The following is a 26,196-nucleotide window of genomic DNA, read 5'->3' as shown; positions in this document are numbered from 1 at the left end:
CCGAATCGAAAAGGGAGGCCGACGCAATGAACACGACGTCGCCGTCGTTGCGGCGAAAGGCAACACTCGCGGGGCTGATAGCTGCGGGGATCGTCGCGCTGGGATGCGCGGCGGGTGGTGACATCGTCGCCTATGATCTGCCGCCGGAATCGGCCCGCTACACCTTCGAGGCGGAGACCAACGGCGTCAAGACCGTGTGGGAGTACACCTCGGGCAAGGCGACCGAGGGGGACGTCTCGGAGTCGCAGCCCTGCATGGGCGACATCGTCGGGGGCGCGGACGAGTGCCGCCCGGAACCGCTGATCTTCCTCCGCTACGACCTGGGTCTTGACCTGGACAACACGGTCAAGGCCGGGAGTACGCACCAGGTCACGATCATCGGCTACTACCAGGAGCGTCTCAGCACGCCGCCGAAGGTGACCGATCTGCGTGTGGAGGTCAGCTTCGACGGTGGCCGAAGCTGGCAGCCGGCGCCGACGAAGGCCGCCGGGAAGAACACCTACACCGCGACGGTCAAGCACCCGAAGCGGGGTCAGGCCGCCGAAGGGGTCGGGTTGCGGATCAGCGCGGCCGACAGCGGTGGCAACACCGTCAAGCAGACCATCCCCACGGCGTACACGCTGCGCTGAGCGGTTCCGCGGACGGGATGATCCGATCCGGGGCGCGGTCGGGCGAGAGTGTCTCGCCCGACCGCGTCCTTGTCAGTGCCGAGCGCGGACTGGGGCGCCTGGGGCGCCAACGGCGCTGAGACGTAAGCGGACAAGCGGAAGGGGGCCCCGGATCCGGGGCCCCCTTCGTGGTGCTGGTGATCAGCTGGCGGTGCAGGTGATCGTGGGGGTGGAACTGGTGCCGCTGGCGAGGAAGCCGAAGCTCGTACTGGCGTTGGCCCCCAGGCTGCCGTTGTACCCCACGTTGCGGGCCGTCACCGACGATCCGGACGTGGTGTGCGTGGCGTTCCAGACCTGACTGATCTGCTGACCGCTGGACAGGCTCCAGTTCGCGGTCCAGCCGTTGATCGGCGAGGTGCCGGTGTTCTTGATCTCCACCTCACCCTGGAAGCCACCGGACCAGCTGTTGGTCAGCTTGAAGGTGGCCGAGCAGCCGCTGTTGTTGCCGGGCGGCGGGGTGGTCGGCGGCGGGGTGGTGGGCGGCGGGGTGGTCGGCGGGGGAGTGGTCGGCGGGGGAGTGGTGGGCGGCGGGGTGGTGGGCGGGGGGTTGGTGCCACCGCCACCGATGCCGGTCACCTCACCGTTGCCGCCGTCGAAGACCACGTCGGAGCAGCCGAAGAAGTTCTCCTGGCTGTCCGAGCGGACCCAGCGGGAGTAGATGATGTGCCGGCCACTCTTGTTCGCCGGCAGGGTGCCGGTGAAGTAGTAGTGGCCGTCGTTGGTGCCGACCGCGCCGCGCTGCGGCGGGTTGGTCACCGTGAGGAACGGCTGGGTCTCCAGGTCGCTCCAGGCCAGCGCCCGGGTCGGGCTCCAGCTGTCCTTGGTCACGTAGAAGTAGAACGTGCCCGGGTGGTGGGCCCAGTTGCTGTACCGGAACTCCATGGAGCGGCCGGCGGTCAGGTGGGTCAGCGGCCAGTCGTTGCGGGCCAGGTCGAAGCCGCGGAAACCGGTCGCCCCGCCGCTGCACAGCTGCCCGTCCGGGATGAAGCCGGTGGTGCGGCCGCCGGCGTCCGAACGCAGCACGCTGAACCAGTTGTAGAGGGAGTTCGTACCGCTCTGCGCGACAGCCGCCGCACAGGCCGGGTTCTGCGGACGGATCTCGCCGGTGGGGGAGAGCCCGTCACGCCAACAGAGGTAGGTACGGGCACCCGGGGTCATCGCCGCGCCGTGCGCGGCGGCCGGGTCGGGGCTGGCGGTCACGGCTACGACCGCGCTCGCAGCGAGGGTGACGGCCGCGAAGAATACCGCGGCCAGACGAGGACGGTGCACAGGTTCTCCTGACTCGCGGGGACACCGGTCCGGTGGCCCCGCCGGAACGCGCGGGGGATGACGAGGTATGCCAACCCCGCTGCTGTTAGGCGGATGCGATCGATGCGGCGACCCGCGCCCAGGTCGGATGAGCCCGACAGGCGGGTGCCGTCAGCATGCGGTCGACGCGTAAATGCCCTCGCGTGCGATGAACCCGGCGCCGGTGACGCGCAGCCCCCGCGTCACCCGGTACCCACTATCCCAGCACGGGCGGCGCATCGGCGCAATAGTCATTTCTCGATGTCGGCTCGGTCGATGCGCCGCCTCGCCCACCCGACCGGCCCCGGCTGTGCCAGCCTGAACATCCCGGCAGTGGACGGAAGGATCGGCTCGATGGGATACGCGGTGGTGCTCGGCGAGGCGCTGGTCGACCTGCTCGACACGGAGTACGACGGTGTGCCGGTCTACCGGCAGGCCATCGGTGGGGCCCCGCTCAACGTAGCGGTGGGCATCGCCCGGCTCGGCGGTGCGGTGCAGTTCGTCGGCTCCCTCGGTGAGGACGCGCTCGCCGAGCGGATCCGCACCTTCCTCACCTCGGCCGGGGTCGGTCTGACCGGCACGGTCACCGCCGCCGTACCGACCACCCTGGCGGTGGCCACCTTCACCGGCGCCGAACCGGACTTCCGCTTCTACGGCGATCCGCCCTCGTACGCCCTGCTGAACCCGGAGGACCTGGACGTCGGGCTGATCCAGGGCGCGCAGGTGCTCTCCTGCGGGTCGATCGTGCTGCTGTCGCCGGCACCGCTGGCCGCCGCCCGGCGGGCCTGGTCGCTGGCGACCGGCCTGCGGGTCTTCGACCCTAACGTCCGGCCCCGGCTGCTCTCCGGCCCGGCGGCGTTGGCCGACCTGCGCGAGGTGGTCGCCGAGTTCGCCGCCGGGGCGCACCTGGTCAAGTTGAGCGCCGCCGACGCGGAGGTGCTCTATCCGGGCGAGCCGGCCGAGGGGGTGGCGGCCTACCTGCGGGAGTTGGGGGCCGGCACCGTCGTGGTCACCCTGGGCGCCGCCGGTGCGGTCGTCACCGCCGCCGACACCGATCCGGTACGGGTACCGGCGCCGAGGGTCACCGCGGTCGACGCCACCGGCGCGGGTGACTCCGTGCTGGCCGCCCTCGTCGCTGACCTGCTGGTCGCCGGGGAACCGGTCGACCCGACCGGGTGGGCCGAGCGGGTCGCCTTCGCCCTGCGGGTCGCCGGGCTGGTCTGCGAGCGCCCCGGGGGCGCGGTCGCCATGCCCACCCGGGCCGAGGTCGCCGACCGGTTCCCCGGCTGACCCCTGCGGCCCGGCCGTCACCCGGTCAGATCGTGCCGTCCAACTCGGCGTAGCCGCGACGGGCGGCCAGCAACGCGGCCCGGGCCGGAAAGGGTGCGTCCGCGGCGACCCGCTCCGGTGGGGTCGAGCCGGTGTGCCCGGCCCGGATCAGCCAGGCCAACTCGACCAGCTGGGCGTGCTGGGCTCGGACGAAGTCGATCTCCACCGGCGTGCCGTGCCCCGGCACCACGACCGTCGAGGGGGTGGCCCAGCGCAGCAGTTCGGCCACCGTCTCCGGCCATTGCAGGGGGTAGGAGTCCTCGAAGGCGGGTGGGCCGGACTCCTCCACCAGGTCACCGGCGATCAGCACCTCGGCGTCGGGCACCTGCACCACGAGGTCGGCGTCGGTGTGCCCACGACCGGGGTGACGCAGCAGCACCGGCCGCCCCCCGATGTCCAGGGTGACCTCGGTGCGCAGGGTGTGGGTGGGCGCCAGCACCTCGACCTCGGTCACCTCGGCGGCCAGCTCGGGGTGCTCGTCAAGCAGTTCCGCGTACGCCTGCCGGCGTAGCCCTTCCGGGTCCTCGCGCAAGGCCGCCGCGGCCAGTTCGTGGGCCCAGATCGGGCGCGACCCCCCGGCGGCCAGGGTGGCGTTGCCGAAGCAGTGGTCGAAGTGGTGATGGGTGTTGACCAGGGTCAGCGGGTCGGCAGTGACCGCGCGTACCGCCTCGGCCAGCTCGACCGCCTGCCCAACGGTGGACAGGGTGTCGACCAGCAGGGCCTGTCCCTCGCCCAGCACCAGGGTGACGTTGACCGCCAGCAGGGGCTCCCGCAGCACCAGGACCCGGTCGGCGACCTCGACGAAGCCACCCGTCATGAGGCTCCGCCCGCCCGCTCGATGAAGCGCTGCCGGTCGACCAGCACCCGCTCCACCCGGCCTCGCGCGACCGTCTGCTCACCCTCGGTGACGGTCACCTCGAAGGTCAACCGACGCCGGTCGACCGCGGTCAGTTCGGCCTGGGCGGTCACCGTCCGGCCCACCAGGGTCGCGGCCAGGTGATCCAACTCCACCCGGGTGCCGACCGTCGTCGTCCCGGGCGCCAGTTGACGGGTGATCGCCGCCACGGTCGCCGCCTCGGCCAGCGCGACCACCCGGGGGGTGCCCAGCACGGGCACGTCGCCGGAGCCCAGGGCCTGGGCGGTGTCGGCGTCGGTGACGGTCAACGCGACGCGGGCCACCAGGCCCGGCGTCAGGGCATGATCCGACTGCTCCTGCATGGCCACAGCGTAGGTGCTGGCCCGGTGTCGGGGTGGGTGGCCGCCACGATCACCGCGATCCGGGCCGTGTCGGGCCCCGGCGGGATGCGACCCCGGTCACTGCCCCGGCGCGGCAGGTGGTCCTGCGTCAGACGGTGGTTGATGCGCCGTTAACCTTGTCCGCGATGTCTGCTGTGACCGACCCCCAACCCACCGCCCCCACCGAGGCCCCCGTCCCACCTGAGGTCGGTCGCCGCCGGGTGGTCGCGATGCTGGTGTGGGCCCTCGCGTTCGTGGTGTGCTGGCTGGCCATCGGCCTGCCCACCGACCCCCTGTACGCCTTCTTCTGGATCTGGGCCGGCACCATCGCCTGGAACTCCGACCGCCCGTGGCGCAGCCACCTGCGGTTCGCCCGGGACTGGGTGCCGGTGGTGCTGCTGCTGGTCGCGTACAACCTGTCCCGTGGTTTCGCCTACCACGACGGGACGGTCCCGCACGCGTACGAGTTGATCCTCGCCGACCGGGTGATGTTCGGCTGGCTCACCGGCGGGGAGGTGCCGACGGTCTGGTTGCAGCAGCACCTCTACCACCCCGACGTGCGCTGGTACGACGTACTCGTCAGTTGGGTGTACTTCTCCCACTTCGTGGCGGCCCTGGCCGCTGCCGCGGTGCTCTGGGTGCACTCTCGCGCCCGCTGGGCGGCCTTCATGCGCCGCTGGTTCTTCCTCTGCGCCGCCGGCCTGGTCACCTACTTCCTCTACCCGGCCGCCCCGCCCTGGTGGGCGGCGCAGAACGGGCTGCTGACGGAGGTGGCACGCATCTCCACCCGGGGGTGGCGGGAGTTCGGCATGCACGGCGCCGGCAACCTGCTCAACGCCGGTCAGCTTGCCTCCAACCCGGTGGCCGCGATGCCGTCGCTGCACACCGCCTTCGCCCTGTTCGTGGTGCTGTTCTTCCTGAGCGGGGTGCGGCGTCGCTGGTGGCCGCTGCTGTTGGCGTATCCGCTGGCGATGACCTTCACCCTGGTCTACAGCGGCGAGCACTACGTGATCGACGTGCTGGTCGGCTGGGCGTACGTCGGGATGACCTTCCTGGTGGTGGGCCTGGCCGAGCGCTGGTGGGCCGGCCGAAAGGCAGGCCGCACCCCGACGGACACCCCCGCCGACCCGCCGGTCACCCCGGCCGACCCCACCACCGTCCCGGCCACCCGCTGACCGACCCTCGCGGTTCGGGCGGTCACTGCCGGGGTCGAGCGGGTGTCACTGCCGGCGGCGGGCGGCGTGGGGTCGGGCGGTCACTGCTGGCGGGCGGCGTGCCCTCGCGCGGACAACTCCGCCGCCAGGGCCCAGGCCTCGGCCAGATCCCGGTCGACGGCCGCCGCCCCGGCCCCACCGGCCGTGTCGGCATGGACCGTGGCCAGCCGCAGCAGCCGCTGCAACGGCCCCTGCACCACCCGGACACTCTGCAACCGGGCGTACGGCACGACGGTCACCTGGCGGGTCAGCAGGCCGGAACGCACCGCGAAGACCTGCGGGGTCAGCCCGGCACCGAGCACCTGGCGGCTCAGCGGGTTGAGCCAGCGGGCCCGCTCCGGCGGCGTGGTCAGCGGCAGCGACGACAGATCGACCCCCGGCAGCACCTCGGCCATGATCGCCTCGGCGGTGCGGAGGTCACCGACCGGCAGCAGACGGTCGGGGCGACTGCGCTGGTCCGGCTCGCCGCCGGAGTAGCCCGCCACCTCCAGGCGCATCCGCAACCAGCCCTTGAACCGCCAGAGCAGCGGCCAGGTCACCCCGACGGTCTGCACCCGGTGCAGGGGTACGGTCTGCATCCTGGTCTCCAGCAGACCGTTGCGGATCCGCAGCCGGTCCTCGTCGCGGGCCAGTTGGAACCGCCAGTCGTCCAGCACCCGGCGAACCGGTTGCAGCAGGATGCCGGCCATCGCGGTCAGGGTGCTGGCCACCGCGATGAACGACCAGGAACCCTCCGACAGGAACTGCGCGGCGACGAAGAGCACACCGAACGGCAGCAGGAACGCCTGGGGGGTGAGCAACTGACTGATCAGCAGATCATGGTTGCGTACCGCATGCAGTTGCCTACCGGCCGGCGGCTCGGCCCCGGCAGGGGTGGCCAGCGGAGCAGGCCGGGGCCCGGCACCGGGTGCGCTGACGGTCGGTGACCCGGCCAGGGCCAGCAGGCGTTGGCGCAGCGCGGAGGCCTCGGCCAGGCTGAGGAAGGCCAGCGGGGCCTCCGTCTTACCGCCGCCGACCACCTCCAACCGCAACTCGGCCAACCCGGTGAGCTGGGCGAGCAGGGGCCGGACCACCTCGACGGCCTGGAGGCGTTCCAGCGGGATCGCCCGGGTCCGGCGCCACAACAGCCCTTCGTGGATCCGCAGCTCGCGGCCCACCACCTGGTAGCCGGTGTTGTACCAACTGACCACGGCCAGCACGGCAGCGCCCAGGACGATCACGGACACCATCGCCGCGAACCAGCCGAACCCGACCCGGGACAAGGTCGACCAGGACAGCCCGGCGATGACCACGACCAGAGACCGGGCGCTGTGCAGCACCGGACTCAGCGGATGCAGCCGCTGCCGAGCCTGCGGTGCCTGCGGCGAGCCCAGCCAACCACCGGGCGGATACTGCGGCGGCCCCGCGCCCGGAAGATATCCGTACGGATACTGCGGTGGCACCGCCCCCGGCAACGGGCCGGCTGGTGGTGGCGGGGCTACGGGTGATGGGCCGGCTGGCGGGGGAGGGGCTGGGGCTGTTGGGGAACTGGCGGAGGGTGCGGTGTCCGGCGAGGGCGGGGTGCGGTCCGAGTCCCCGCCGACGGGGTCGCTCACAGCCCTTCCGCCCGGTCCTCGCCGAGGGCGGTGAGCCGGTCGCGCAACCGGGAGGCCTCCGCGGGCCGAAGCCCCGGCACCCGGGCGTCACTGGCCGCCGCCGCGGTGTGCAACTGCACGGTGGCCAGGTCGAAGGCCCGCTCCAGGGGGCCGGCACTGACATCGACGAACTGCATTCGGGAGTACGGCACGATGGAGAGCCGACGGACCAGCAGCCCGTGCCGCACCAGCAGATCGTTCTCCCGTTCGGCGTAGCCCCAGGCGCGTACCGCCCGGACGATCGTCACCGCCCGCCAGAGGGCGAAGAACAGGAGCAGGCCGAGGGCCAGCCCGAAGGGCCAGGCGCTGGTGAACGCCCAGCCGACCCCGAGAATGATCGACAGTACGACCACCATGGCGGACAGCCGCAGCAACTCCACCCAGATCAGATCCCGGGAGATCGACTGCCAGCGGACCGTGTCCGGCCACGGCTCAAGTGGGCTGGGGTGCCCGGCGTCCGACCTCGGCAACGAGCCGCCGCCCACCTGATCACCGGTCATGGGGCCCGCCTTCTGTTGTGCGCGTCCACTCTTCGAGGGTAGGCGATCCGCTCAGCGGGGCGACCTCCCGCAGGAAGCCGCGTGCGGTGAGGAAGTCGCTGAGCTGAGCGCGGTGCGCGTCGCAGGCCAGCCAGGTCTTGCGCCGCTCGGGCTGGTGCAGACGGGGATTGTTCCACCGCAGTGACCACCCGGCGCAGGCGTGACACCCACGGGCCGAACAGACCAGGACCTGGGTGGAGGTGTCGGGGTCGCTCATCCCGGCCAGTCTAGGGCGGCGGGAGAAAGACGATGAGCGCCGGGCGGCCACGGGGGAAGCCGCCCGGCGACGGGTGAATGGTACACACGCCGAGGCGGATTCTGTCCACTGGTGATCGGCGATTCGGTGCCGAGGGGCGGGCGTGGCGAAAATCGGTCGCTCCCGCCGTCCGTACTCAGCCGGGCATGCGAGGCTTGGTAGCGCACACGCCGCGACGACCGATTCATGCTGTGGAGGACCGGTGGCCCAGCCGACCACGCCCGACGCCCCGACCCCGAACGGGACGCAGCCGCAGGCGCCCGCCGCGCCGACCACACCGGCGCAGGACGCCGGCCTGCTGGAGCGGGCCCTGTTCGAGATCAAACGGGTGATCGTCGGGCAGGACCGGATGGTGGAGCGGATGTTCGTCGCCCTGCTGGCCCGGGGGCACTGCCTGCTGGAGGGGGTGCCCGGGGTGGCCAAGACCCTGGCGGTGGAGACCCTGGCCAAGGTCGTCGGCGGCTCCTTCGCCCGGGTGCAGTTCACCCCGGACCTGGTGCCGGCCGACATCATGGGCACCCGGATCTACCGGCAGTCCAGCGAGAAGTTCGACGTGGAGCTGGGACCGGTGTTCGTCAACTTCCTGCTCGCTGACGAGATCAACCGGGCCCCGGCCAAGGTGCAGTCGGCGCTGCTGGAGGTGATGAGCGAGCGGCAGGTCTCCATCGGCGGGGAGAGCCACCGGGTACCGAACCCCTTCCTGGTGATGGCCACCCAGAACCCGATCGAGCAGGAGGGGGTTTACCCCCTGCCGGAGGCCCAGCGGGACCGTTTCCTCATGAAGATCGTCGTGGGTTATCCGACCGACGCGGAGGAGCGGGAGATCGTCTACCGGATGGGGGTGGCCCCGCCCGAGCCCACCACGGTGTTCGACACCGAGGACCTGCTCGCCCTGCAACGCAAGGCCGACCAGGTGTTCGTACACAATGCCCTGATCGACTACGCGGTGCGGCTGGTGCTGGCCACCCGTACCCCCGCCGAGCACGGGATGCCCGACGTGGCGCGACTGATCCAGTACGGTGCCAGCCCACGGGCCTCCCTCGGTCTGGTCCGGGCCACCCGGGCGCTGGCCCTGCTGCGCGGTCGGGACTACGCCCTGCCGCAGGACGTTCAGGACATCGCCCCGGACATCCTGCGACACCGGCTGGTGCTCAGCTACGACGCCCTGGCCGACGACGTGCCGGCCGACCACGTGGTGCACCGGGTCATGTCGACCATCCCGATGCCCTCGGTGGCGCCCCGGCAGCAGGCCACCCCGCCGCCGACGGGAGCGCCGACCTCGGGGTGGCCCGGGCAGCGGCCGTGACCTCGACCACCCCTCCCAGCGGTAACCGGGAATCCGCACAGGCGGCGGACAACCGCTCCGGTGCCGTGCTGGCCCGGTTGCAGCTGCTGGTCACCCGCAAACTCGACGGGCTGTTGCAGGGCGACTACGCCGGGCTGCTGCCGGGCCCGGGCAGTGAGGCGGGCGAGTCCCGGGAGTACCGCCCCGGTGACGACGTACGCCGGATGGACTGGCCGGTCACCGCCCGCACCACCACCCCGCACGTACGCCGTACGGTGGCCGACCGTGAGCTGGAGACCTGGTTGGCGGTGGACCTGTCGGCGAGCCTGGACTTCGGCACCGGCCGGTGGCTCAAGCGGGAGGTGGTGATCGCCGCGGCGGCGGCCATCACCCACCTGACCGTGCGGGGCGGCAACCGGATCGGCGCGGTGGTCGGCAGCGGCGACGAGGTGCCCGCCCAGCGTCGGGGTCGCCGGTCGGCACCCGTACCCGTCGGGCCGGGGCGGCTGGTCCGGCTGCCGGCCCGGTCCGGGCGCAAGGAGGCCCAGGGCATGCTGCGGGCCATCGCCGGCACGGAGAGTCGGCCCGGCCGCAGTGACCTGGGCGCACTGGTGGACATGCTCAACCGCCCACCCCGGCGGCGTGGGGTCGCGGTGGTCATCTCCGACTTCCTGGCCCCGCCGATCCAGTGGGCCCGCCCGCTGCGCAAGCTGCGGGTACGCCACGACGTGCTGGCGATCGAGGTGGTCGATCCGCGGGAACTGGAGCTACCGGACGTCGGGGTGCTGCCCGTCGTCGACCCGGAGACCGGGGAACTGCACGAGGTGCAGACCGCCGATCCGGGCCTGCGGCACCGGTACGCGGCGGCGGCAGCCGCCCAGCGCGCGGAGATCTCCGCCGCCCTGCGTACCGCCGGTGCCGCACACCTGCGACTGCGTACGGACCGAGACTGGCTGCTGGACATGGTGCGCTTCGTTGCCGGGCAACGGCACGCGCGTACCCGGGGGACGACACGATGATCCGACTGCTCCAACCGTGGTGGCTGCTGGCCGTACTGCCGGTGCTCGCCCTGGCCGCGCTGTACGTCTGGCGGCAGTTGCGCCGCCGGGAGTACGCGATGCGGTTCACCAACGTGGACCTGCTGCGTACGGTGGCGCCGAAGGGACTGGGCTGGCGGCGGCACGTCCCGGCGACCGCCTTCCTGCTGGCCCTGCTGGTGCTGGCCGGTGCCCTGGCTCGCCCGGCGATGGACACCCGGGAACCCCTGGAACGCGCCACCATCATGCTGGCCATCGACGTGTCGCTGTCGATGCAGGCCGACGACGTGCCCCCGAACCGCCTGGAGGCGGCCCAGGAGGCGGCCAAGCAGTTCGTCCGGGAACTACCGGAGACGTACAACGTGGGGTTGGTCTCCTTCGCCAAGTCGGCGAACGTGCTGGTGCCCCCGACCAAGGACCGTCCGGCGGTGACCAGTGCGATCGACGGGCTGGTGCTGGCCGAGGCGACCGCCACCGGGGAGGCGGTCTTCACCTGCCTGGAGGCGATCCGGTCGGTGCCGGCCGACGGGGCGGCCGGGATCCCCCCGGCCCGGATCGTGCTGCTGTCCGACGGCTTCCGCACGGCCGGCCGGTCGGTGGAGGAGGCCGCCGCAGCGGCCCAGGCGGCCAATGTGCCGGTCTCCACGATCGCCTTCGGTACGGACGCCGGTCATGTGGCCATCGGCGGGCAGTTGCAACGGGTGCCGGTGGACCGGATGGCCCTGGCCGCCCTGGCCGAGACGACCGAGGGCTACTTCTACGAGGCCGCCTCGGTCAGCGAGCTCAAGCAGGTGTACCAGGACATGGGCAGCTCGATCGGCTTCCGGACCGAGGCCCGGGAGATCACCCAGTGGTACGCCGGCATCGCCCTGCTGCTGGCCCTCTGCGCCGGGGCGACCAGCCTGCTCTGGTCCTCCCGCCTGGTCTGACCACCCCGCTCAGTCGTGGTGATCACGCTCGATCCAGGATCGAGTGGCTAAGCGCACGCCGCCAGGCCACTCGATCCTGGATCGAGCACGATCTTGCCGGGGGTCACCCTGGGCGGGGCGGTCAGTGGGTGCCGCTGGCCATCACGAACAGGACGGCCACCCAGACGGCGGCGAGGGTGAAGCCCAGCGGGGCGACGTAGCGGCTCATGACAGACTCCGGGGTGAGCGGTTCGTCGGCCCGGGACATGGCGGGACCGGCGAGGAGTGAATCGGGGATGCACACACTCGAAGTCGTGACCGGGGGCTTCCGGTTGGCACCCGCAGGATCGACCACTGCGGCTTACGGCCGAAGGGCGGTGGCGGGTGCGCGGGGAGCGGGCCAGCTCAGGCGGAGAGATGCTCAGCGTGACTGGCGGTCGGCCCGGCCACGACTGGGAGGATCGCTATCTGGCACAGCGATCACCTCCTGAGGTCGGGGTCGGTCCGGGCGATACGGGTCGCCGAGCGACCCGCGAACGCCCGTCAGCGTACACCCGGTACCGCCCCGGGGCGCATTCGGTCGACCGCCCCCGCGAACCGGGGTCGACTGTCCGGCGGCGGAGGCCGGAAAGGCTGGCAGTCGACGGGATGGCCCCGCATGGGCACACTTCCGCCGTCCGAGATGGAAGCGAGCACGATAGGTGCGATGACGTGGGACGGGTTAGGGATTACCGTGCGGTAGCACCTAGTCTCCACCCGCAACGATCTTTTGGAGGGACGCCCGTGTCTCGAACTGTGTTGGTTACCGGTGGCAACCGCGGCATCGGTCTGGCCATCGCCCAGGCGTTCGCCAAGCAGGGCGACCGGGTGGCGATCACGCACCGGGGCAGCGGCGCACCCGACGGGATCTTCGGGGTGCGGTGCGACGTCACCGACAGCGAGTCGGTCGACGCGGCGTTCACGGCCGTGGAGGCGGAGTTCGGCCCGGTGGAGGTGCTGGTCGCCAACGCCGGCATCACGGACGACACCCTGCTGCTGCGGATGTCCGAGGAGCAGTTCACCCGGGTGCTGGACACCAACCTGACCGGGGCGTACCGCTGCGCCAAGCGGGCCTCGGCGAAGATGCTGCGGGCCAAGTGGGGTCGCATGATCTTCATCTCCTCGGTGGTCGGTCTCTCCGGCGGTGCCGGTCAGGTCAACTACGCGGCCAGCAAGGCCGGCCTGGTCGGGGTGGCCCGCTCGATCACCCGTGAGCTGGGCAGCCGCAACATCACCGCCAATGTGGTGGCCCCCGGCTTCATCGAGACCGACATGACCGCCGAGCTCTCCGAGGGGCGCAAGGCGGAGATCCTCAGGTCCATCCCGGCGGGCCGGATGGCCAGCTCGGAGGAGGTCGCCGAGGTCGTCACCTGGCTGGCCGGCGACAGTGCCGCCTACATCAGCGGCGCGGTCATCCCGGTCGACGGCGGCATGGGCATGGGCCACTGAACCGAGCAGGCCCCTGAACCTGAGCACGGAGGAATGAGCAAAATGTCCGGACTGCTGGCCGGTAAGCGGCTGCTCGTCACCGGCGTCATCACCGACGCCTCCATCGCCTTCTCAGTCGCCAAGCTCGCCCAGGAGAACGGCGCCCAGGTCGTGTTGACCGGGTACGGCCGGCTCTCGCTGGTGGAGCGGATCGCCAAGCGGCTGCCCGAGGCGGCACCCGTCATCGAGCTGGACGTGACCAACCCCGAACACCTGGCCGGGCTGCCCGACAAGGTGCGTGAGCACGTCGACGGCCTGGACGGGGTGGTGCACTCGATCGGGTTCGCCCCGCAGAGCTGCCTCGGCGGAGGATTCCTCGACGCCCCCTGGGAGGACGTGGCGACCGCCCTGCACGTCTCCACGTACTCCTACAAGTCCCTGGCCGTCGCGGCGCTGCCGCTGATGTCGCCGGGCGGCGCGGTGGTCGGGCTGACCTTCGACGCCACCCAGGCCTGGCCGGTGTACGACTGGATGGGCGTGGCCAAGGCCGGGCTGGAGTCCACCTCCCGCTACCTGGCCCTGCACCTGGGCAAGCAGGGCATCCGCAGCAACCTGGTCGCCGCCGGTCCGCTGCGGACCATGGCCGCCAGGTCGATCCCCGGCTTCGAGCAGTTCGAGAACGCCTGGTCCGGACGGGCCCCGCTGGGCTGGGACCTGGCCGACCAGGAGCCGGCCGCCCGGGCCTGCCTGGCCCTGCTGTCGGACTGGTTCCCCGCCACCACCGGCGAGATCGTGCACGTCGACGGCGGCTACCACGCAATCGGCGCCTAGGTGAAAGGAAGGGCCCCCTGTTAACGCCTACGGTGTAGCAGGGGGCCCTTCTTAACGGCCGGGACCCGGGGGCGTTGCCGGTACGCCGCCCGGCAGGGGCAAGAATGGGACCATGGCGTACGACGCGTTGGTGCTGGTCTCCTTCGGTGGCCCGGAGGGGCCGGACGACGTGCTGCCCTTCCTCCAGAACGTCACCCGGGGGCGGGGCATCCCGCCGCAGCGGCTGGCCGAGGTCGCCGAGCACTACCAGCACTTCGGCGGAGTCTCCCCGATCAACCAGCAGTGCCGGGACCTGCTGGCCGCGGTCCGCGCCGACTTCGCCGCCCACGGCCTGGACCTGCCGGTGTACTGGGGCAACCGCAACTGGCACCCGATGCTCGCGGACACCCTGGCCCAGATGCGCGACGACGGGGTACGCCGGGCCCTGGCGTTCGCCACCAGCGCCTTCGGCGGGTACTCCTCCTGCCGGCAGTACCAGGAGGACATCACCGCCGCCCGGGCCGCGGTCGGCTCGGACGCACCCGTGATCGAGAAGCTGCGCCAGTTCTGGGACCACCCCGGCTTCGTCGAGCCGCACATCGACGCCGTACGGGCCGCGCTGAGCCGACTGGACCCGGCTCGGCGGGACACCACCCGGCTGGTCTTCACCGCCCACTCCGTACCGGTGACCATGGCCGACAGCGCCGGCCCGCACGGTGGCCGGTACACCGCCCAACTGGCCGAGACGGCCCGGCTGGTGCACGCGGGGGCCGCCCCCGACCTGCCCTACGACCTGGTGTGGCAGAGCCGATCCGGGCCGCCGCACGTCCCGTGGCTGGAGCCGGACATCAACGACCACCTGACCGCCCTGGCCGACCAGCAGGTGACCGGGGTGGTGGTCAGCCCGATCGGTTTCGTCTCCGACCACCTTGAGGTGATCTGGGACCTGGACACCGAGGCGCGGGACACGGCCACCCGACTGGGCCTGGACTATGTCCGGGCGGACACCCCGGGCACCGACCCCCGCTTCGTGACCATGGTGCGGGAGTTGGTCCAGGAACGCATCGACCCGGCCGGGGTCGACCTGCGTCGCCGGCTCGGCGAGCTGCCGATGTGGGACACCTGCCCCTCGGTCTGCTGCGTCCCGCCCCGCCGTCCCTCCTGACCGGCCCTGCCGACCCCGACACCCCTGCGGAGACGAGCATGCAAGACCGTAAACCCGTCGAGAGTTGGCTCACCGACATGGACGGTGTGCTGGTGCACGAGGGCCAGCCCATACCGGGTGCCCCGGAGTTCATCAAGCGGATGCGCGCCTCCGGCAAGCCCTTCCTGGTGCTGACCAACAACTCCATCTACACCCCCAGGGACCTGCAGGCCCGCCTGGCCCGGATGGGTCTGGACGTGCCGGAGCAGGCGATCTGGTCCTCCGCGCTGGCCACCGCCCAGTTCCTGGCCGACCAGCGGCCGGGCGGGACCGCGTACGTGATCGGGGAGGCCGGGCTGACCACGGCCCTGCACGCGGTCGGTTACGTGCTCAGCGACTTCGCCCCCGACTACGTGGTGCTGGGGGAGACCCGCACCTACAGCTTCGAGGCGATCACCAAGGCGATCCGGCTGATCAACGACGGGGCCCGGTTCATCTGCACCAACCCGGACGCCACCGGCCCGTCGGTCGAGGGGGCCCTGCCGGCCGCCGGATCCGTGGCCGCGATGATCTCCAAGGCGACCGGGGTGGAGCCGTACTTCGTCGGCAAACCCAACCCGATGATGATGCGCTCGGCGCTGAACACCATCGACGCCCACTCGGAGAGCACCGCGATGATCGGTGACCGGATGGACACCGACATCCTCTGTGGCCTGGAGGCCGGGTTGGAGACCATCCTGGTGCTGACCGGCATCAGCACCCGCACGGAGGCGGAACGCTACCCGTACCGTCCCTCCCGCATCGTGAACTCCGTGGCCGACCTGATCGACGAGATCTGACCGCTGCGGCGTCCGGGCGGATCGGCGCCGGTCAGGCGGGCTCGGTGTCGCGGCGCAGGAAGTCGGCCAGCACCGGAGCCTGCACCGCTGCCGGTACGCCGTGCCACTCGCCGGGCAGGCTGCGTTGTTCGGCGGCGGGCAGCAGGGCGGCCGTGGTGGCGGCCATCGCGGTCAGGTCGGCCGTGCTGCCGGCGCTGTGCAGCACCAGCGTGGGGGTGGCCACCCGGCGCAGCAGTGCCGCGCCGGTGGCTTCGCTGAGCAGACTGTCGTACGCCAGGGTGTGCGCCACCGAGACCATGGCTGTCCAGTGCGGGGTGCCGCGCATCCCGGCCAGCAGGTCGTCCGGTACGCCGATCTCGGTGAGGAAGAACCCCACCGCCTCCTCGCCGCCCAACTCCCGCAGCTTCGCGGTGAAGGCCCGCGCCTCGGCGCGGTCGTCGTCCGTGTCCAGTGGCGGCTCCAACAGGGCCAATCGTCGTACGTCGACACCGGCGGCGGCCGTGTGCAGGGCGAGCAGACAGCCCGAGGAGTACCCGTACAGCGAGACCGGTGCTCCCGCCTCGGCGATCAGGGCGGCCAGGTCCTCGACCTCGCGCTGCGGGGCGTACGGCGGGGTGTCGCCGCTGTCCCCGCGGCCGCGCCGGTCGTAGCGGTAGACCGTGAAGCCCTGGGCCAGCAGGACGGCCAACTCGTCCAGGGGGCTGTTGGCCCGGAAGTGCCCGGCGGCGTCGATGAGGATCAGCGCCGGGCCGGCACCCTCCCGTTCGTAGGCGATCCGCGTCCCGTCCCGGGAGGTTACGAACGGCATGGGGTCCTCCGGGCTACGGCCGCAGGGGGGCGTTGCAGGCGGCGACGAGGGCCTGACGGCAGGCCGTGGTCAGGGGGCGCAGGGCGGCATCGCGCTGCTGGGCCTCGTGGTTGTTGACCGCACCGCCGGGTGCGGCGTGCCCGGCCAGGGCCAGCACCCGGTCGAGTACGGCGGCCCGGGCGAACAACCGGCGCGATCGCGGGTCGAAGCCGGGCGGCAGGTCGGTGGTGCCGTCCGGGCGGCGCAGGGCCTCCAGGGCCCCGGCCAGCTCGGGACGCCACTGGGCGATGTCCAGTCGGGTCAGTGCCGCGGTCGTGTCGGCGAGCGCGGCGGCCAGCTCCGCCTCCGCCTCGGCGGCACCGGGCAGGGTGAGCGCGGCGGCCGGGGCGTTGGCCGGCAGGGGGTACACCCGCCAGAGCACGGTCTCGAAGGTGTCCCCGGAGCCGGAGGTGTGCACCCGTACCTCCGGGATCAGGCCCATCGGACCGGCGATGACGGCCTCGCCGGTGACCAGGGCGGCCCCGGCGAAGTCACCCGGGCCGGGCAGGCCACGGGGGTCGCCCGGGGCCGGCAGCACCAGCCGGATCTCGTCCGGCGAGAGCTTGGCCAGGGTGGGCAGGGCCTCCCGCAACGGCACGTCCGTCCAGGTGCCGGGTGCGTCGGCGACCAGGTGCTCCTCGTCACCGGCGACCTCGTCGGCGACTTCGTCGAAGGGCACCAGGCCGGCGCGCCATGCGCGCACCCAGGCAACGAACCGGCTCGACCGGCGCGGCGCAAGGATGGCCGCACCCGCAGCGGGGGTGGACATGCCGAAAGAGTACGTGTTCTTGCCCGCCCCTGTCTCGACTGCCGCACTCCACCCCTTCCCACCCCCTCCCACCCCGCCCCTCCCACCCCCGCCATCTCCCCGTCGATCATGCACTTTTGGTCGCTGGTTCATGCACTTCTGCACCTTTCGTCGCGACGCTAAGTGCATGATCGGCGGCCAGAGGGCGGGGTGGGCGGCGCGTCGAGATGTGGGGTCGGGTGGGTGGGACTAGCGTGCCGGGGATGGGGCGGCGGTATGGCGAGGACGTTCTGGCGGGGGACTGGCGGCGGCGGAAGGTGATTCCGGAGGTCGACGCCGAGGCGGACCTGGTGGTCGAGGACGCCGATTCGGGTTTCTGTGGCGCGGTGGTCGGGTTCGAGTCCGGTGCGGTGGTGCTGGAGGACCGGCACGGTAAGCGGCGCAACTTCCCGCTGCGTCCGGCCGCCTTCCTGCTCGACGGTCAGCCGGTCACCCTGCGCCGACCCGCCCGGGCGCCGGTGCCGGCCGCGCGTCGGCGTACCGCCTCGGGTTCCGTAGCGGTCGAGGGGGTACGCGCCCGCGTCGCCCGGGCCAGCCGGATCTGGGTGGAGGGGGTGCACGACGCCGCCCTGGTCGAACGGATCTGGGGCGACGACCTGCGCATCGAGGGTGTGGTGGTGGAACCCCTGGAGGGGATCGACGACCTGGACGCCGCGGTACGCGAGTTCGGCCCGGCCCCGCACCGGCGGCTCGGGGTCCTCGTCGACCATCTCGTGCCCGGCTCGAAGGAGAGCCGGATAGTGGCCCGGGTGACCTCGCCACACGTGCTGGTCACCGGGCATCCGTACGTCGATGTGTGGCAGGCGGTGAAGCCGGCGGCGCTGGGCATCCGGGCGTGGCCGGTGGTGCCGCCGGGGCGGCCGTGGAAGGAGGGGGTCTGCGCGGCGCTAGGGGTCGCCGAGCCGGCCGACATGTGGCGGCACATCCTGTCCCGGGTCAACACCTACGCGGAGGTGGAGACCCCGCTGATCAACGCCATGGAGCGGTTGATCGATTTCGTCACCGAGCCGGGCTGATCCGCGCTCTCGGCGGTCTGTGTCGGGCGGGGCCGCAGGCGCTACGGTGTACCGCCTGATCCCTACCACTCCCGGGGGTGCCGGTTGAGCCGCTTCGAGCAGCCGCGACGGCGGGTGCGTCAGGCGTTCCAGGTGGGACGCGCGTCCGTACGCGCCGCCCGCGAGCGACAGCGCGAACGAGCGGCGATCCGCGCCCAGGAGGCGGTCGCCGTCCCGCCGCCCTGGCAGCCCGTGCCGCCGGTCGACGGCGGTGGCTCGACGACCAGCCGGGACGACTCCGATGTGCCGAAGGCACTGCGGATCGCCGCCGCCTGGTCCTGGCGGCTGATCGTGATCGGGGTGGTCGGCTGGGCGCTGCTGCGCCTGATGGGCACCGTTCGCATCGTCATCGTTCCCCTGCTGGTGGCCCTGCTGCTGACCGCCCTGCTGGCCCCGGCGGTCGGGTGGCTGCTGCGGTTGCGGGTACCCCGGAGCCTGGCCACTGCGGTGGTGCTGATCAGCGGGCTCGGCGCGGTGGTGGGCACCCTGACCCTGGTGGTCAACCAGTTCATCGTCGGTTTGCCCGACCTGAGTGTGCGGGCCTCGGCCGGCATCGGGCAGATCCAGGACTGGTTGCGCGACGGCCCCCTCGGGCTGTCCGACGGGCAACTCAACGGCTACGTCGAGGCTGGCCAGAAGTGGATCAACGAGAACAGCCAGTCCCTGACCAGCGGGGCGATCAACACCGCCGGCACGGTGTTCGAGGTGTTCACCGGCACCCTGCTGGTGCTGTTCGCGATGTTCTTCTTCCTGCGCGACGGTGACCGGATCTGGCGGTTCCTGGTCGGGATGCTGCCGGTGGCGGCCCGTTGGCGGGCCGACGACGCCGGTCGGGCCTCCTGGTTGACCCTGGTGGCCTACGTCCGGGCCACCGTGCTGGTGGCCTTCATCGACGCGCTGGGCATCGGGATCGCCCTGGTGCTGTTCGACGTGCCGTTCGCCTTCCCACTGGCCGCACTGGTGTTCCTCGGCGCCTTCATCCCGATCGTCGGTGCCACCCTGTCCGGTGCGGTGGCGGTACTGGTCGCCCTGGTCGACAGCGGCTGGGTCACCGCCCTGGCGATTCTCGGGGCGGTGATCGTGGTGCAGCAGCTGGAGGGCAACGTCCTCCAGCCCTGGATCATGGGTCGGGCGGTGGCCCTGCACCCGCTGCCGGTGGTGCTGGCGGTGACCGCCGGGGTGGTGCTCGACGGCATCGTCGGAGCACTCGTCGCCGTACCGTTGATCGCCGTGCTCAACACGGCCGTGCGTCGCCTGGCCCGCCGCCCCCCGGAACCGGCCCCACCCGTCCCGGACGCAGTGGTCGTCCGCTCCACCGCGCCATAACACCCCTCACCCCGACCCGGGCCCGCTGCGTTGATCATGAGGTTAGCGGTGGGGACAGCGCTTTCCTGTACCGGTAACCTCATGATCAACGCGGGTGGGCAGGTGGGTCAGGGGATTTGGTCGGGGGAGCGGGTGAAGACGAAGGTGGCGATGTCCAGGGCCACCGGGCGGCCCGTCTGGTCGCGGAGCACGGCCAGCACCTCGCCGTGTTCCTCGCCGCTGACGGCCCGCCACCGGTCCGGGCCTTCCGGGCGGTAGCGGCTGACCGGATCGCCCGGCACGGCCCCGACCAGGTCGCCGGTCATGGGGTCCCAGGTGAGGTCGAGCGGGATGCCCATCCACCACCAGCGGCCGGTCAGGGCGGCCACGTCGGCCGGGGGCGGTGTGTCGACCGGCGACCAGGCTCGGGGCGGCGTCGGTTCGGCGTCCAGGACCTGGGTGAGCAGCTGCCGGCCCAGGGTGCCGAGACCGCCGACCCGGAAGGCGTACGCGTTGGCGAAACCGACCACCGCGGTACGACTGGGGCGATGCACCTCCAGCACGGCCAGGTAGCCGGGCATCGAGCCGCCGTGTCCGGCGTACACCCGCTCGCCCTCGCGGTGCAGTGCCAGTCCGAGCCCGCGTCCGGCCCGCCAGGAGTCCAGGTCGACCATCGCCATCGGGGCGCACATCTCGTCCAGGGTCTGCGGGGCCAGGACGGCCGGATCGGGCTCGGCCAGGAAGGCCGCCCAGCGGGCCAGGTCCGCCACGGTGGACCAGAGCTGCCCGGCCGGTGCCATGGCCCCGGTGTCCGTAAGCGGTTCCTCCCGCAGGGTGTCGTGCCACGGGTGCACCACATAGCCGGGGGCGAACGGCGCGGTGGCGGCGTAGGTGGTGCGATGCATCCCCAGGGGGTCGAGGATCCGCTCCCGCAGCAGTTGCTCCCACGGGGTCTTCGTGATCCGTTCCAGGGCCCCGCCGAGCAGCCCGTACGCCAGGTTGGAGTAGTGGAAGGCGCGGTGCGGGGGGTACGCGACCTTCGCGGCGGAGAATCCGGCCAGCAGCGTACGTAGATCGACACCGTCGCTACGTTCCCACCACGGTCCGTCCGGCTCCCGTTGCAGACCGCTGATGTGTCCGAGCAACTGCCGCAGGGTGACCGGCCCGGCCGCCTCGGCCTCCGGCAGATGCCGCCGCAGGGGGTCGTCGAGCGCCAGCCGGCCGGCGTCGCGTTCCTGCATGATCAGCGCTGCGGTCATCGTCTTGGTGATCGAACCGATCCGAAACTGCAGGTCGGCGTCGGGAGTCGGGTGGGTGCCGGCGGCGCTCAGATGGACCAGAGCGCCGTCGCGGATCACCCCGACGATCAATGACGGAACGTGACCGGTCAACTGGGCCTCGGCCACCAGGACGTCGAGCTGACGGGCGGTTTCCGGACGTAGCGACATCTTCTGCCCTCCGTAGTGGTGACCGAGAGCTTACGATCATGTCAATTCGATGACACGTGCATTCCCATGTCACGATCGTGTTATGGATGCCGTGTTCTGGATCGTGCTGGGCGTGGTGCTGGCGGTCGCTGAGATCTTCACGGCGACCCTGTTCGTGCTCATGTTCGCGGTCGGTGCGTTCGCCGCTGCCGGTGCCGCCGCGCTCGGTGCTCCGGTGGCGGTGCAGGCGGTCGTCTTCGCGGCCGTCTCGGCGCTGACCGTCCTGGCGGCGCGGCCGGTGATCCGGCGACACAGGCAGTCGGCGTTGGAAAGCGGCGACACCGCGTTCGGGATCGAGGCGCTCGAGGGCTCCACCGCCCTGGTGTTGGAGCAGGTCGACTCCGACAAGGGCATGGTGAAGATCGACGGCGAGGTGTGGACCGCCCGAGCCTACGACGGCACCCAGGTTTTGGCTCCCGGCGAACGGGTGCAGGTTATTCAGGTCAAGGGAGCGGTAGCCCTGGTCTGGCGGGATGTTGCGACGCCCACTGAGCTACCCGAAGTGGAGAGGTGACCGGATGGAACTCGTGATTCCCGTCCTTTTGATAGGTATCGCCCTGATCGGGGTGATCACCCTGGCCAAGGCGCTGCGGATCGTCCCGCAGCAGCGCCAGGACGTGGTCGAGCGGCTGGGTCGCTACAAGCGCACCCTCAACCCGGGACTGAACCTGCTCGTGCCGTTCGTCGACTCGGTGCGTACCAAGGTCGACATGCGGGAGCAGGTGGTCAGCTTCCCGCCGCAGCCGGTGATCACCTCGGACAACCTGGTCGTGTCGATCGACACCGTCCTGTACTTCAAGGTGGTCGACTCGGTCCGGGCCACCTACGAGATCTCCAACTTCCTCCAGGCCATCGAGCAGCTCACCGTCACCACCCTGCGTAACGTGATCGGCTCGCTGGACCTGGAGCGGGCGCTGACCAGCCGCGAGGAGATCAACCGGCACCTGTCCGGGGTGCTGGACGAGACCACCGGCCGGTGGGGCATCAAGGTGACCCGGGTGGAGATCAAGGCGATCGAGCCGCCGCCGAGCATCCGTGACTCGATGGAGAAGCAGATGCGCGCCGAGCGGGACCGCCGCGCCGCGATCCTCAACGCCGAGGGGCACAAGCAGTCGCAGATCCTCACCGCCGAGGGTGAGAAGCAGGCCGCGGTGCTGCGCGCCGACGGTGACCGGCAGGCCCGGATCCTCCAGGCGGAGGGCCAGGCCAAGGCGATCCGTACCGTCTTCGACGCGATCCACACCGCCAACCCGAGCCAGAAGGTGCTCGCCTACCAGTACCTCCAGGCCCTGCCGCAGATCGCCAACGGCACCGCCAACAAGGTGTGGATCGTGCCGGCCGAGCTGACCAAGGCCCTGGAGGGCATGGGCGGCGCACTCGGCGGGCTGAGCCAGATGGTCGGCGACGCGCCGAGCCCGAAGGCCTCCGACGACGCCAGCGCCGTCGAGCGCGAGGCCGCCGAGGCGGCCCAGGCCGCCGCCGCTGCCGCCCAGGAGATCCACAACGAGGTACGGGTGGCCGAGGCGCAGGCCACCGGCGGCAAGACCCCGCAGGGGCTGCCCGCCCCGGAGCCGGTCTCGCCGACCAGCCTGCTCAACGACCCGACCGACCAACGCGAACGCGCCTGACCCTCCCGCACAACCGGCGGGCGCGCCCATCCCCTGGGCGCGCCCGCCGTTTCGCCGTTATGGCGCGGTCCGGCTGGCGTGGTCCCCGCCGTTACGCCGTAACGGCGCGATCCGGCCCGCCTTGACCCCGTCGTTTCGGCGTAACGGAGTCGATCTTCGGCATCGGTAATGCGAGAAAGCCTCATGGCGGGCTGCGGTGTTTGCCACCATCGGTCGTAGGGCCGGTCCGGCCTGGGGCACCGGGGCGCTCTCGGGTGCGTCCCGCGCGAGGTCTGTGGATGAGCGAGGTGAGGCATGGATCCGCTGCGCCGTTTGTGGTCCGCGCCGCAGGTGCCGGGCAAGCACGATCCCCAGGGCCCGTTGGGTACCCGGCGGACCGGGGGTGGCTTCGGGGTACTGCCCTTCGTCGACGACCCGGGCCCACCCAGGCCGGCCACCAACGCCAGTTGGGCCTGGTCACTGCGCCGGCTGGCCCGAGCGGCGGTCTGGCTGCTGCCGGCGTACGCGATTCTTTATGGTCTGGTCGCGATGGCCAGCGACGGCGGGGTCGGCAATGATCCCTACCCGGCCGACGGGCGGGCCCTGTACCTGGTCGGCTGGGTGGCCGCGGTCTGGCTCGGCCTGCTGGCCCTGCTCGGGCTGACCGGCCTACTGGCCGCCACCCGCAGTCGGCATTCCGCCGTCGCCGGGCTGCTGATCAGCATCGCCGGTACGGTGCTGATGCTGCCGTTCGCCGGGCTGGCCGAACAGACACCGGTCTTCGGTACCACCGCACGGACCCTGGTGCTGGTCGGCGCCACCTGCTACAGCCTGGGCTGGCTGTGCACCGGTTGGGCGGTGGCCCGGTCGGGGGCGTTCAGCATCGGCGACGGCGTCATGCTGATGATCGCCAGCCCGCTGCTGGGTCTGGGGGGCGCGTTGATCGGTTCCTTGCAGACCTTCGGGGCGATCTTCGTGCTGATCGCCAGCATCGGCATCGCGTACCGTTCCGGGCGGCTGATGCCCCGGGAGATCCTCTACGACGCGGCCAGCGCCAGCGTCGCCACGGCCCGCCCGCCCGGCCCGATCGGCCCCGGCCCGGCCTGAACAGGGCAAAGAGTGCTGGAGGCTTGCCGTGAATTGGCTGACAACCCGGCCGTTGAGGTGGTCGGTAGGTGGCTTTCGCGGCAATCCTGGGGACCATGGCCTCCCCTACGCCGCTGTCGCGGCTGTTCACCGTGCTGCTGACCGGCGTGCTCGCCGGACTCGTGCTGGCGGTCGCCGTACTGCCGGTCAATCTGGTGTTCGGCTTCGCCGCCCAGGCCGCGCTCGGTAACTACGCCGCACTGCCGGACGCCTTGCGGACCCCGGCCACCCCGCAGCGTTCCTACCTCTACGCCAACGACGGCAAGACGTTGATCACCACCTTCTACGACGTCAACCGCACGGACGTGCCGCTGGCGGAGATCGCGCCGGTGATGCGCCAGGCCATCGTGGCCGCCGAGGATCGCCGCTTCTACGACCACGGCGGGGTCGACCTGCGCGGCATGGCGCGGGCCCTGGTCAGCAACGCCACCTCCGGCACCGAGCAGGGGGGCTCGACGCTGACCATGCAGTACGTGCGCAACGTGCTCAAGACCGACCCGAACCGCACCGCGGAGGAACGGGCCGAGGCCACCGCGCCGACCATCGGGCGCAAGATCCAGGAGATCCGGTACGCCAACGCCCTGGAACAGACCCTCGGCAAGGACGAGATCCTCAACCGCTACCTGAACATCGCGTACTTCGGTTCCGGGGCGTACGGCATCGCCGCCGCCAGCCAGCGCTACTTCTCCAAGGCGCCGGCGGACCTGACCCTCGCCGAGGCGGCGTTGCTGGCCGGTCTGGTGCAGGCGCCGGAGGCGTACAGCCCGATCGACGGTGACACCGACGCGGCGCTGACCCGGCGGGGGTACGTCCTGGATGCCATGGTCGCCACCGGGGCGATCACCGCCGAGCAGGCGAGGAGCGCGAAGGCCGAGAAGTTGAAGCTGGACCCCAGCGACCAGGCCAACGGCTGCGCGGCCACGGTCAGCTCCCGCGACGGGTGGGGCTTCTTCTGTGACTACCTGCGCCGCTGGTGGTTGGAGCAGCCGGCCTTCGGCGACACCGTCGCCGAGCGGGAGCAGGCGCTGCGCCGGGGTGGCTACAACGTGGTCACCACCCTCGACCCGCAGATCCAGAAGACCGCGCAGCAGCAGGCCACCAGCATCTACGGGTACGACAACAAGCGCGCGGTGCCGATCGCCGCGGTCGAACCGGGCACCGGTCGGATCCTCGCCATGGCGGTCAACCGGCACTACAGCCTGGACGACAACCCGGATGGGCAGGTCAACTACCCGAACACCGTCAACCCGCTGATCTCCGGTGGCGGCAGCGTCGCCGGTTATCAGGCCGGCTCGACCTTCAAGCTGTTCACCATGCTGGCTGCCCTGGAGTCCGGCCGTACCCTGTCGACCGGTTTCGACGCCCCCACCCGGCTGCCCACCCGGTACGCCGCCGGCACCGACGACAGCAGTTGCGACGGCCAGTGGTGCCCGGCGAACGCCAACCCGCAGTGGATGAACGGCTACCGGATGATGTGGGACGGGTTCGGCCGCTCGGTCAACACGTACTTCGTCTGGCTGGCCGAGCAGGTCGGCCAGGACAAGGTGGTCGAGATGGCCCAGCGGCTGGGCATCACCTTCCGAGCCGAGGCCGACGCGCGCTTCGCGCAGGACAATGCGGCCAACTGGGGGGCCTTCACCCTCGGCGTCTCCGCCACCACCCCGCTGGATCTGGCCAACGCGTACGCCACCGTGGCCGCCGAGGGCACGTACTGCGCGCCGTTGCCGGTGGTGTCGGTGACCGCGCCGGACGGGCAGCGGCTGCCGGTCGGGGACCCCTCCTGCCGGCAGGTGCTCGACCCGGACGTGGCGCGGGCCGCCACCGACGCGGCGCGCTGCCCGGTGGGTCAGCAGTCGGCGTTCGCACAGTGCAACGGTGGTACGGCCACTGCGGTGAACAGCATCCTCGACGGCCGTCCGGTGGCCGGCAAGACCGGCAGCTCCGAGCGGGCCGCCACGGAGACCTTCGTCGGCTTCACCCCGCAGGTGGCGGTGGCCGGCATCGCCGCCAACCCGGACGACCCTACCGACCTGGTCGGCTCCGCCGTGCAGGCCCGGGTCATCGAGGCGGTGGCCCGGATCATCGGTACGGCGGTCGACGGCGAACCGGCCGAGTCCTTCACCGCTCCCAGCCGGGCCCTGGTCGGGGACCCACGTCGCCCGGTCGAGCGTCGTCCGGTCGAGCGCGCCCCCTCGACCTCGCCCCGCTCACCCGACTCGGAGTCCGACCCGGAGTCCGACCTGCCCCGCTGGCTGCAAGGCCGCGGCTGACGGCCGCAGCGCCGGCGT

At 71.7% G+C, this 26,196-nt stretch carries 26 protein-coding genes; 16 read left to right on the top strand and 10 right to left on the bottom strand.

The features are described 5' to 3' along the window. Nucleotides 1–26: 26 nt before the first annotated feature. Nucleotides 27–629 (top strand): hypothetical protein, encoded by a 603-nt coding sequence (locus ABZ795_RS07630; protein ID WP_357529728.1) that lies wholly within the window; start codon nt 27–29, stop codon nt 627–629. A 180-nt stretch (nt 630–809) separates the two neighbouring features. Here ABZ795_RS07630 and ABZ795_RS07625 read toward each other — a convergent pair whose 3' ends face one another. Continuing rightward, nucleotides 810–1,937: a lytic polysaccharide monooxygenase gene (locus ABZ795_RS07625; protein WP_327025033.1), complete on the bottom strand. Its 1,128-nt coding sequence runs from the start codon at nt 1,935–1,937 to the stop codon at nt 810–812. A gap of 372 nt (nt 1,938–2,309) precedes the next feature. Between ABZ795_RS07625 and ABZ795_RS07620 the strand changes: the two genes are divergently transcribed. After that, nucleotides 2,310–3,245: a PfkB family carbohydrate kinase gene (locus ABZ795_RS07620; protein WP_357529727.1), complete on the top strand. Its 936-nt coding sequence runs from the start codon at nt 2,310–2,312 to the stop codon at nt 3,243–3,245. Nucleotides 3,246–3,270: 25 nt separating this feature from the next. On the opposite strand, the gene ABZ795_RS07615 is transcribed toward ABZ795_RS07620, so the two are convergent. Next, complete coding sequence (locus tag ABZ795_RS07615; protein WP_357529726.1) at nt 3,271–4,101, bottom strand: MBL fold metallo-hydrolase; 831 nt, start codon at nt 4,099–4,101, stop codon at nt 3,271–3,273. Beyond that, complete coding sequence (locus ABZ795_RS07610; RefSeq protein ID WP_327025036.1) at nt 4,098–4,502, bottom strand: hotdog domain-containing protein; 405 nt, start codon at nt 4,500–4,502, stop codon at nt 4,098–4,100. Before ABZ795_RS07610 ends, ABZ795_RS07615 begins: the two co-directional genes overlap by 4 nt. A gap of 164 nt (nt 4,503–4,666) precedes the next feature. Between ABZ795_RS07610 and ABZ795_RS07605 the strand changes: the two genes are divergently transcribed. After that, entirely contained in the window at nt 4,667–5,695 is a 1,029-nt protein-coding gene (locus ABZ795_RS07605; protein ID WP_357529725.1) for a phosphatase PAP2 family protein, read from the top strand. Nucleotides 5,696–5,775: 80 nt separating this feature from the next. On the opposite strand, the gene ABZ795_RS07600 is transcribed toward ABZ795_RS07605, so the two are convergent. The 3 genes from ABZ795_RS07600 to ABZ795_RS07590 all read right to left on the bottom strand — a co-directional run bounded on the left by ABZ795_RS07600 (nt 5,776) and on the right by ABZ795_RS07590 (nt 8,124). Then, a complete protein-coding gene (locus ABZ795_RS07600; RefSeq protein WP_327027049.1) occupies nt 5,776–7,107 on the bottom strand; it encodes a PH domain-containing protein in 1,332 nt (443 codons plus the stop codon). 218 nt (nt 7,108–7,325) lie between these two features. Further along, nucleotides 7,326–7,868 (bottom strand): PH domain-containing protein, encoded by a 543-nt coding sequence (locus ABZ795_RS07595; protein WP_357529724.1) that lies wholly within the window; start codon nt 7,866–7,868, stop codon nt 7,326–7,328. Beyond that, a complete protein-coding gene (locus tag ABZ795_RS07590; RefSeq protein WP_357529723.1) occupies nt 7,858–8,124 on the bottom strand; it encodes a hypothetical protein in 267 nt (88 codons plus the stop codon). Before ABZ795_RS07590 ends, ABZ795_RS07595 begins: the two co-directional genes overlap by 11 nt. 241 nt (nt 8,125–8,365) lie before the next feature. On the opposite strand from ABZ795_RS07590, the gene ABZ795_RS07585 reads away from it, so the two are divergent. The 3 genes from ABZ795_RS07585 to ABZ795_RS07575 are packed head-to-tail and all read left to right on the top strand — an operon-like array spanning nt 8,366 to nt 11,414. Then, complete coding sequence (locus ABZ795_RS07585) at nt 8,366–9,469, top strand: MoxR family ATPase (protein WP_357529722.1); 1,104 nt, start codon at nt 8,366–8,368, stop codon at nt 9,467–9,469. Next, a complete protein-coding gene (locus tag ABZ795_RS07580) occupies nt 9,448–10,467 on the top strand; it encodes a DUF58 domain-containing protein (protein ID WP_357529721.1) in 1,020 nt (339 codons plus the stop codon). Before ABZ795_RS07585 ends, ABZ795_RS07580 begins: the two co-directional genes overlap by 22 nt. Beyond that, the gene (locus tag ABZ795_RS07575; RefSeq protein WP_327025042.1) at nt 10,464–11,414 is read left to right on the top strand and encodes a VWA domain-containing protein; all 951 of its coding nucleotides are present in this window, start codon (nt 10,464–10,466) and stop codon (nt 11,412–11,414) included. The genes ABZ795_RS07580 and ABZ795_RS07575 overlap by 4 nt, the downstream gene beginning before the upstream one ends. A 121-nt stretch (nt 11,415–11,535) precedes the next feature. Here ABZ795_RS07575 and ABZ795_RS07570 read toward each other — a convergent pair whose 3' ends face one another. Beyond that, on the bottom strand, nt 11,536–11,661 hold the full coding sequence (locus ABZ795_RS07570) for a hypothetical protein (RefSeq protein ID WP_327025043.1): 126 nt from the start codon (nt 11,659–11,661) through the stop codon (nt 11,536–11,538). A 515-nt stretch (nt 11,662–12,176) separates the two neighbouring features. Between ABZ795_RS07570 and fabG the strand changes: the two genes are divergently transcribed. The 4 genes from fabG to ABZ795_RS07550 all read left to right on the top strand — a co-directional run bounded on the left by fabG (nt 12,177) and on the right by ABZ795_RS07550 (nt 15,653). Then, nucleotides 12,177–12,881, top strand: a complete 705-nt coding sequence (gene fabG, locus ABZ795_RS07565; RefSeq protein ID WP_327025044.1) for a 3-oxoacyl-ACP reductase FabG — start codon at nt 12,177–12,179, stop codon at nt 12,879–12,881. Between the two features lie 42 nt (nt 12,882–12,923). After that, on the top strand, nt 12,924–13,691 hold the full coding sequence (fabI, locus tag ABZ795_RS07560) for an enoyl-ACP reductase FabI (protein ID WP_357529864.1): 768 nt from the start codon (nt 12,924–12,926) through the stop codon (nt 13,689–13,691). 112 nt (nt 13,692–13,803) lie between these two features. Beyond that, a complete protein-coding gene (locus tag ABZ795_RS07555; protein WP_327025045.1) occupies nt 13,804–14,835 on the top strand; it encodes a ferrochelatase in 1,032 nt (343 codons plus the stop codon). Further along, complete coding sequence (locus ABZ795_RS07550; RefSeq protein ID WP_327025046.1) at nt 14,784–15,653, top strand: HAD-IIA family hydrolase; 870 nt, start codon at nt 14,784–14,786, stop codon at nt 15,651–15,653. The genes ABZ795_RS07555 and ABZ795_RS07550 overlap by 52 nt, the downstream gene beginning before the upstream one ends. 31 nt (nt 15,654–15,684) lie before the next feature. Here ABZ795_RS07550 and ABZ795_RS07545 read toward each other — a convergent pair whose 3' ends face one another. Continuing rightward, nucleotides 15,685–16,461, bottom strand: coding sequence for an alpha/beta hydrolase (locus tag ABZ795_RS07545; protein WP_357529720.1), 777 nt, complete (start codon nt 16,459–16,461; stop codon nt 15,685–15,687). Between the two features lie 13 nt (nt 16,462–16,474). Next, nucleotides 16,475–17,269 carry a hypothetical protein gene (locus ABZ795_RS07540; protein ID WP_327025048.1) on the bottom strand — a complete coding sequence of 265 codons (795 nt, stop codon included), beginning with the start codon at nt 17,267–17,269 and terminating at the stop codon, nt 16,475–16,477. A gap of 242 nt (nt 17,270–17,511) precedes the next feature. On the opposite strand from ABZ795_RS07540, the gene ABZ795_RS07535 reads away from it, so the two are divergent. Both ABZ795_RS07535 and ABZ795_RS07530 read left to right on the top strand, forming a co-directional pair. Beyond that, nucleotides 17,512–18,324 carry a DUF3097 domain-containing protein gene (locus tag ABZ795_RS07535; RefSeq protein WP_357529719.1) on the top strand — a complete coding sequence of 271 codons (813 nt, stop codon included), beginning with the start codon at nt 17,512–17,514 and terminating at the stop codon, nt 18,322–18,324. An 84-nt stretch (nt 18,325–18,408) separates the two neighbouring features. Beyond that, the gene (locus ABZ795_RS07530; protein WP_327025050.1) at nt 18,409–19,689 is read left to right on the top strand and encodes an AI-2E family transporter; all 1,281 of its coding nucleotides are present in this window, start codon (nt 18,409–18,411) and stop codon (nt 19,687–19,689) included. A gap of 107 nt (nt 19,690–19,796) precedes the next feature. Here ABZ795_RS07530 and ABZ795_RS07525 read toward each other — a convergent pair whose 3' ends face one another. Then, nucleotides 19,797–21,116 (bottom strand): serine hydrolase domain-containing protein, encoded by a 1,320-nt coding sequence (locus ABZ795_RS07525; RefSeq protein ID WP_357529718.1) that lies wholly within the window; start codon nt 21,114–21,116, stop codon nt 19,797–19,799. Nucleotides 21,117–21,198: 82 nt separating this feature from the next. On the opposite strand from ABZ795_RS07525, the gene ABZ795_RS07520 reads away from it, so the two are divergent. The 4 genes from ABZ795_RS07520 to ABZ795_RS07505 all read left to right on the top strand — a co-directional run bounded on the left by ABZ795_RS07520 (nt 21,199) and on the right by ABZ795_RS07505 (nt 26,178). Further along, nucleotides 21,199–21,669, top strand: coding sequence for an NfeD family protein (locus tag ABZ795_RS07520; RefSeq protein ID WP_357529717.1), 471 nt, complete (start codon nt 21,199–21,201; stop codon nt 21,667–21,669). Between the two features lie 4 nt (nt 21,670–21,673). After that, the gene (locus ABZ795_RS07515) at nt 21,674–22,783 is read left to right on the top strand and encodes an SPFH domain-containing protein (protein WP_357529716.1); all 1,110 of its coding nucleotides are present in this window, start codon (nt 21,674–21,676) and stop codon (nt 22,781–22,783) included. 294 nt (nt 22,784–23,077) lie between these two features. Continuing rightward, nucleotides 23,078–23,869, top strand: a complete 792-nt coding sequence (locus ABZ795_RS07510) for a hypothetical protein (protein WP_327025054.1) — start codon at nt 23,078–23,080, stop codon at nt 23,867–23,869. Between the two features lie 95 nt (nt 23,870–23,964). Continuing rightward, nucleotides 23,965–26,178 carry a transglycosylase domain-containing protein gene (locus ABZ795_RS07505; RefSeq protein ID WP_357529863.1) on the top strand — a complete coding sequence of 738 codons (2,214 nt, stop codon included), beginning with the start codon at nt 23,965–23,967 and terminating at the stop codon, nt 26,176–26,178. The last annotated feature ends 18 nt before the right edge of the window (nt 26,179–26,196 follow it).

It is taken from the genome of Micromonospora sp. NPDC047134 (assembly GCF_040643455.1).
Taxonomy (GTDB): domain Bacteria; phylum Actinomycetota; class Actinomycetes; order Mycobacteriales; family Micromonosporaceae; genus Micromonospora.
Note: the sequence above shows the minus strand (reverse complement) of the source record. Positions and strands in the feature narration are given on the sequence as shown.

Coding starts and splice junctions, on each gene's coding strand:
- ABZ795_RS07630 (WP_357529728.1), top strand. CDS start 27: ATGAACACGACGTCGCCGTCGTTGCGGCGAAAGGCAACACTCGCGGGG.
- ABZ795_RS07620 (WP_357529727.1), top strand. CDS start 2,310: ATGGGATACGCGGTGGTGCTCGGCGAGGCGCTGGTCGACCTGCTCGAC.
- ABZ795_RS07615 (WP_357529726.1), bottom strand. CDS start 4,101: ATGACGGGTGGCTTCGTCGAGGTCGCCGACCGGGTCCTGGTGCTGCGG.
- ABZ795_RS07610 (WP_327025036.1), bottom strand. CDS start 4,502: ATGCAGGAGCAGTCGGATCATGCCCTGACGCCGGGCCTGGTGGCCCGC.
- ABZ795_RS07605 (WP_357529725.1), top strand. CDS start 4,667: ATGTCTGCTGTGACCGACCCCCAACCCACCGCCCCCACCGAGGCCCCC.
- ABZ795_RS07595 (WP_357529724.1), bottom strand. CDS start 7,868: ATGACCGGTGATCAGGTGGGCGGCGGCTCGTTGCCGAGGTCGGACGCC.
- ABZ795_RS07590 (WP_357529723.1), bottom strand. CDS start 8,124: ATGAGCGACCCCGACACCTCCACCCAGGTCCTGGTCTGTTCGGCCCGT.
- ABZ795_RS07575 (WP_327025042.1), top strand. CDS start 10,464: ATGATCCGACTGCTCCAACCGTGGTGGCTGCTGGCCGTACTGCCGGTG.
- ABZ795_RS07570 (WP_327025043.1), bottom strand. CDS start 11,661: ATGTCCCGGGCCGACGAACCGCTCACCCCGGAGTCTGTCATGAGCCGC.
- fabI (WP_357529864.1), top strand. CDS start 12,924: ATGTCCGGACTGCTGGCCGGTAAGCGGCTGCTCGTCACCGGCGTCATC.
- ABZ795_RS07555 (WP_327025045.1), top strand. CDS start 13,804: ATGGCGTACGACGCGTTGGTGCTGGTCTCCTTCGGTGGCCCGGAGGGG.
- ABZ795_RS07545 (WP_357529720.1), bottom strand. CDS start 16,461: ATGCCGTTCGTAACCTCCCGGGACGGGACGCGGATCGCCTACGAACGG.
- ABZ795_RS07540 (WP_327025048.1), bottom strand. CDS start 17,269: ATGTCCACCCCCGCTGCGGGTGCGGCCATCCTTGCGCCGCGCCGGTCG.
- ABZ795_RS07535 (WP_357529719.1), top strand. CDS start 17,512: ATGGGGCGGCGGTATGGCGAGGACGTTCTGGCGGGGGACTGGCGGCGG.
- ABZ795_RS07525 (WP_357529718.1), bottom strand. CDS start 21,116: ATGTCGCTACGTCCGGAAACCGCCCGTCAGCTCGACGTCCTGGTGGCC.
- ABZ795_RS07520 (WP_357529717.1), top strand. CDS start 21,199: ATGGATGCCGTGTTCTGGATCGTGCTGGGCGTGGTGCTGGCGGTCGCT.
- ABZ795_RS07515 (WP_357529716.1), top strand. CDS start 21,674: ATGGAACTCGTGATTCCCGTCCTTTTGATAGGTATCGCCCTGATCGGG.
- ABZ795_RS07510 (WP_327025054.1), top strand. CDS start 23,078: ATGGATCCGCTGCGCCGTTTGTGGTCCGCGCCGCAGGTGCCGGGCAAG.
- ABZ795_RS07505 (WP_357529863.1), top strand. CDS start 23,965: ATGGCCTCCCCTACGCCGCTGTCGCGGCTGTTCACCGTGCTGCTGACC.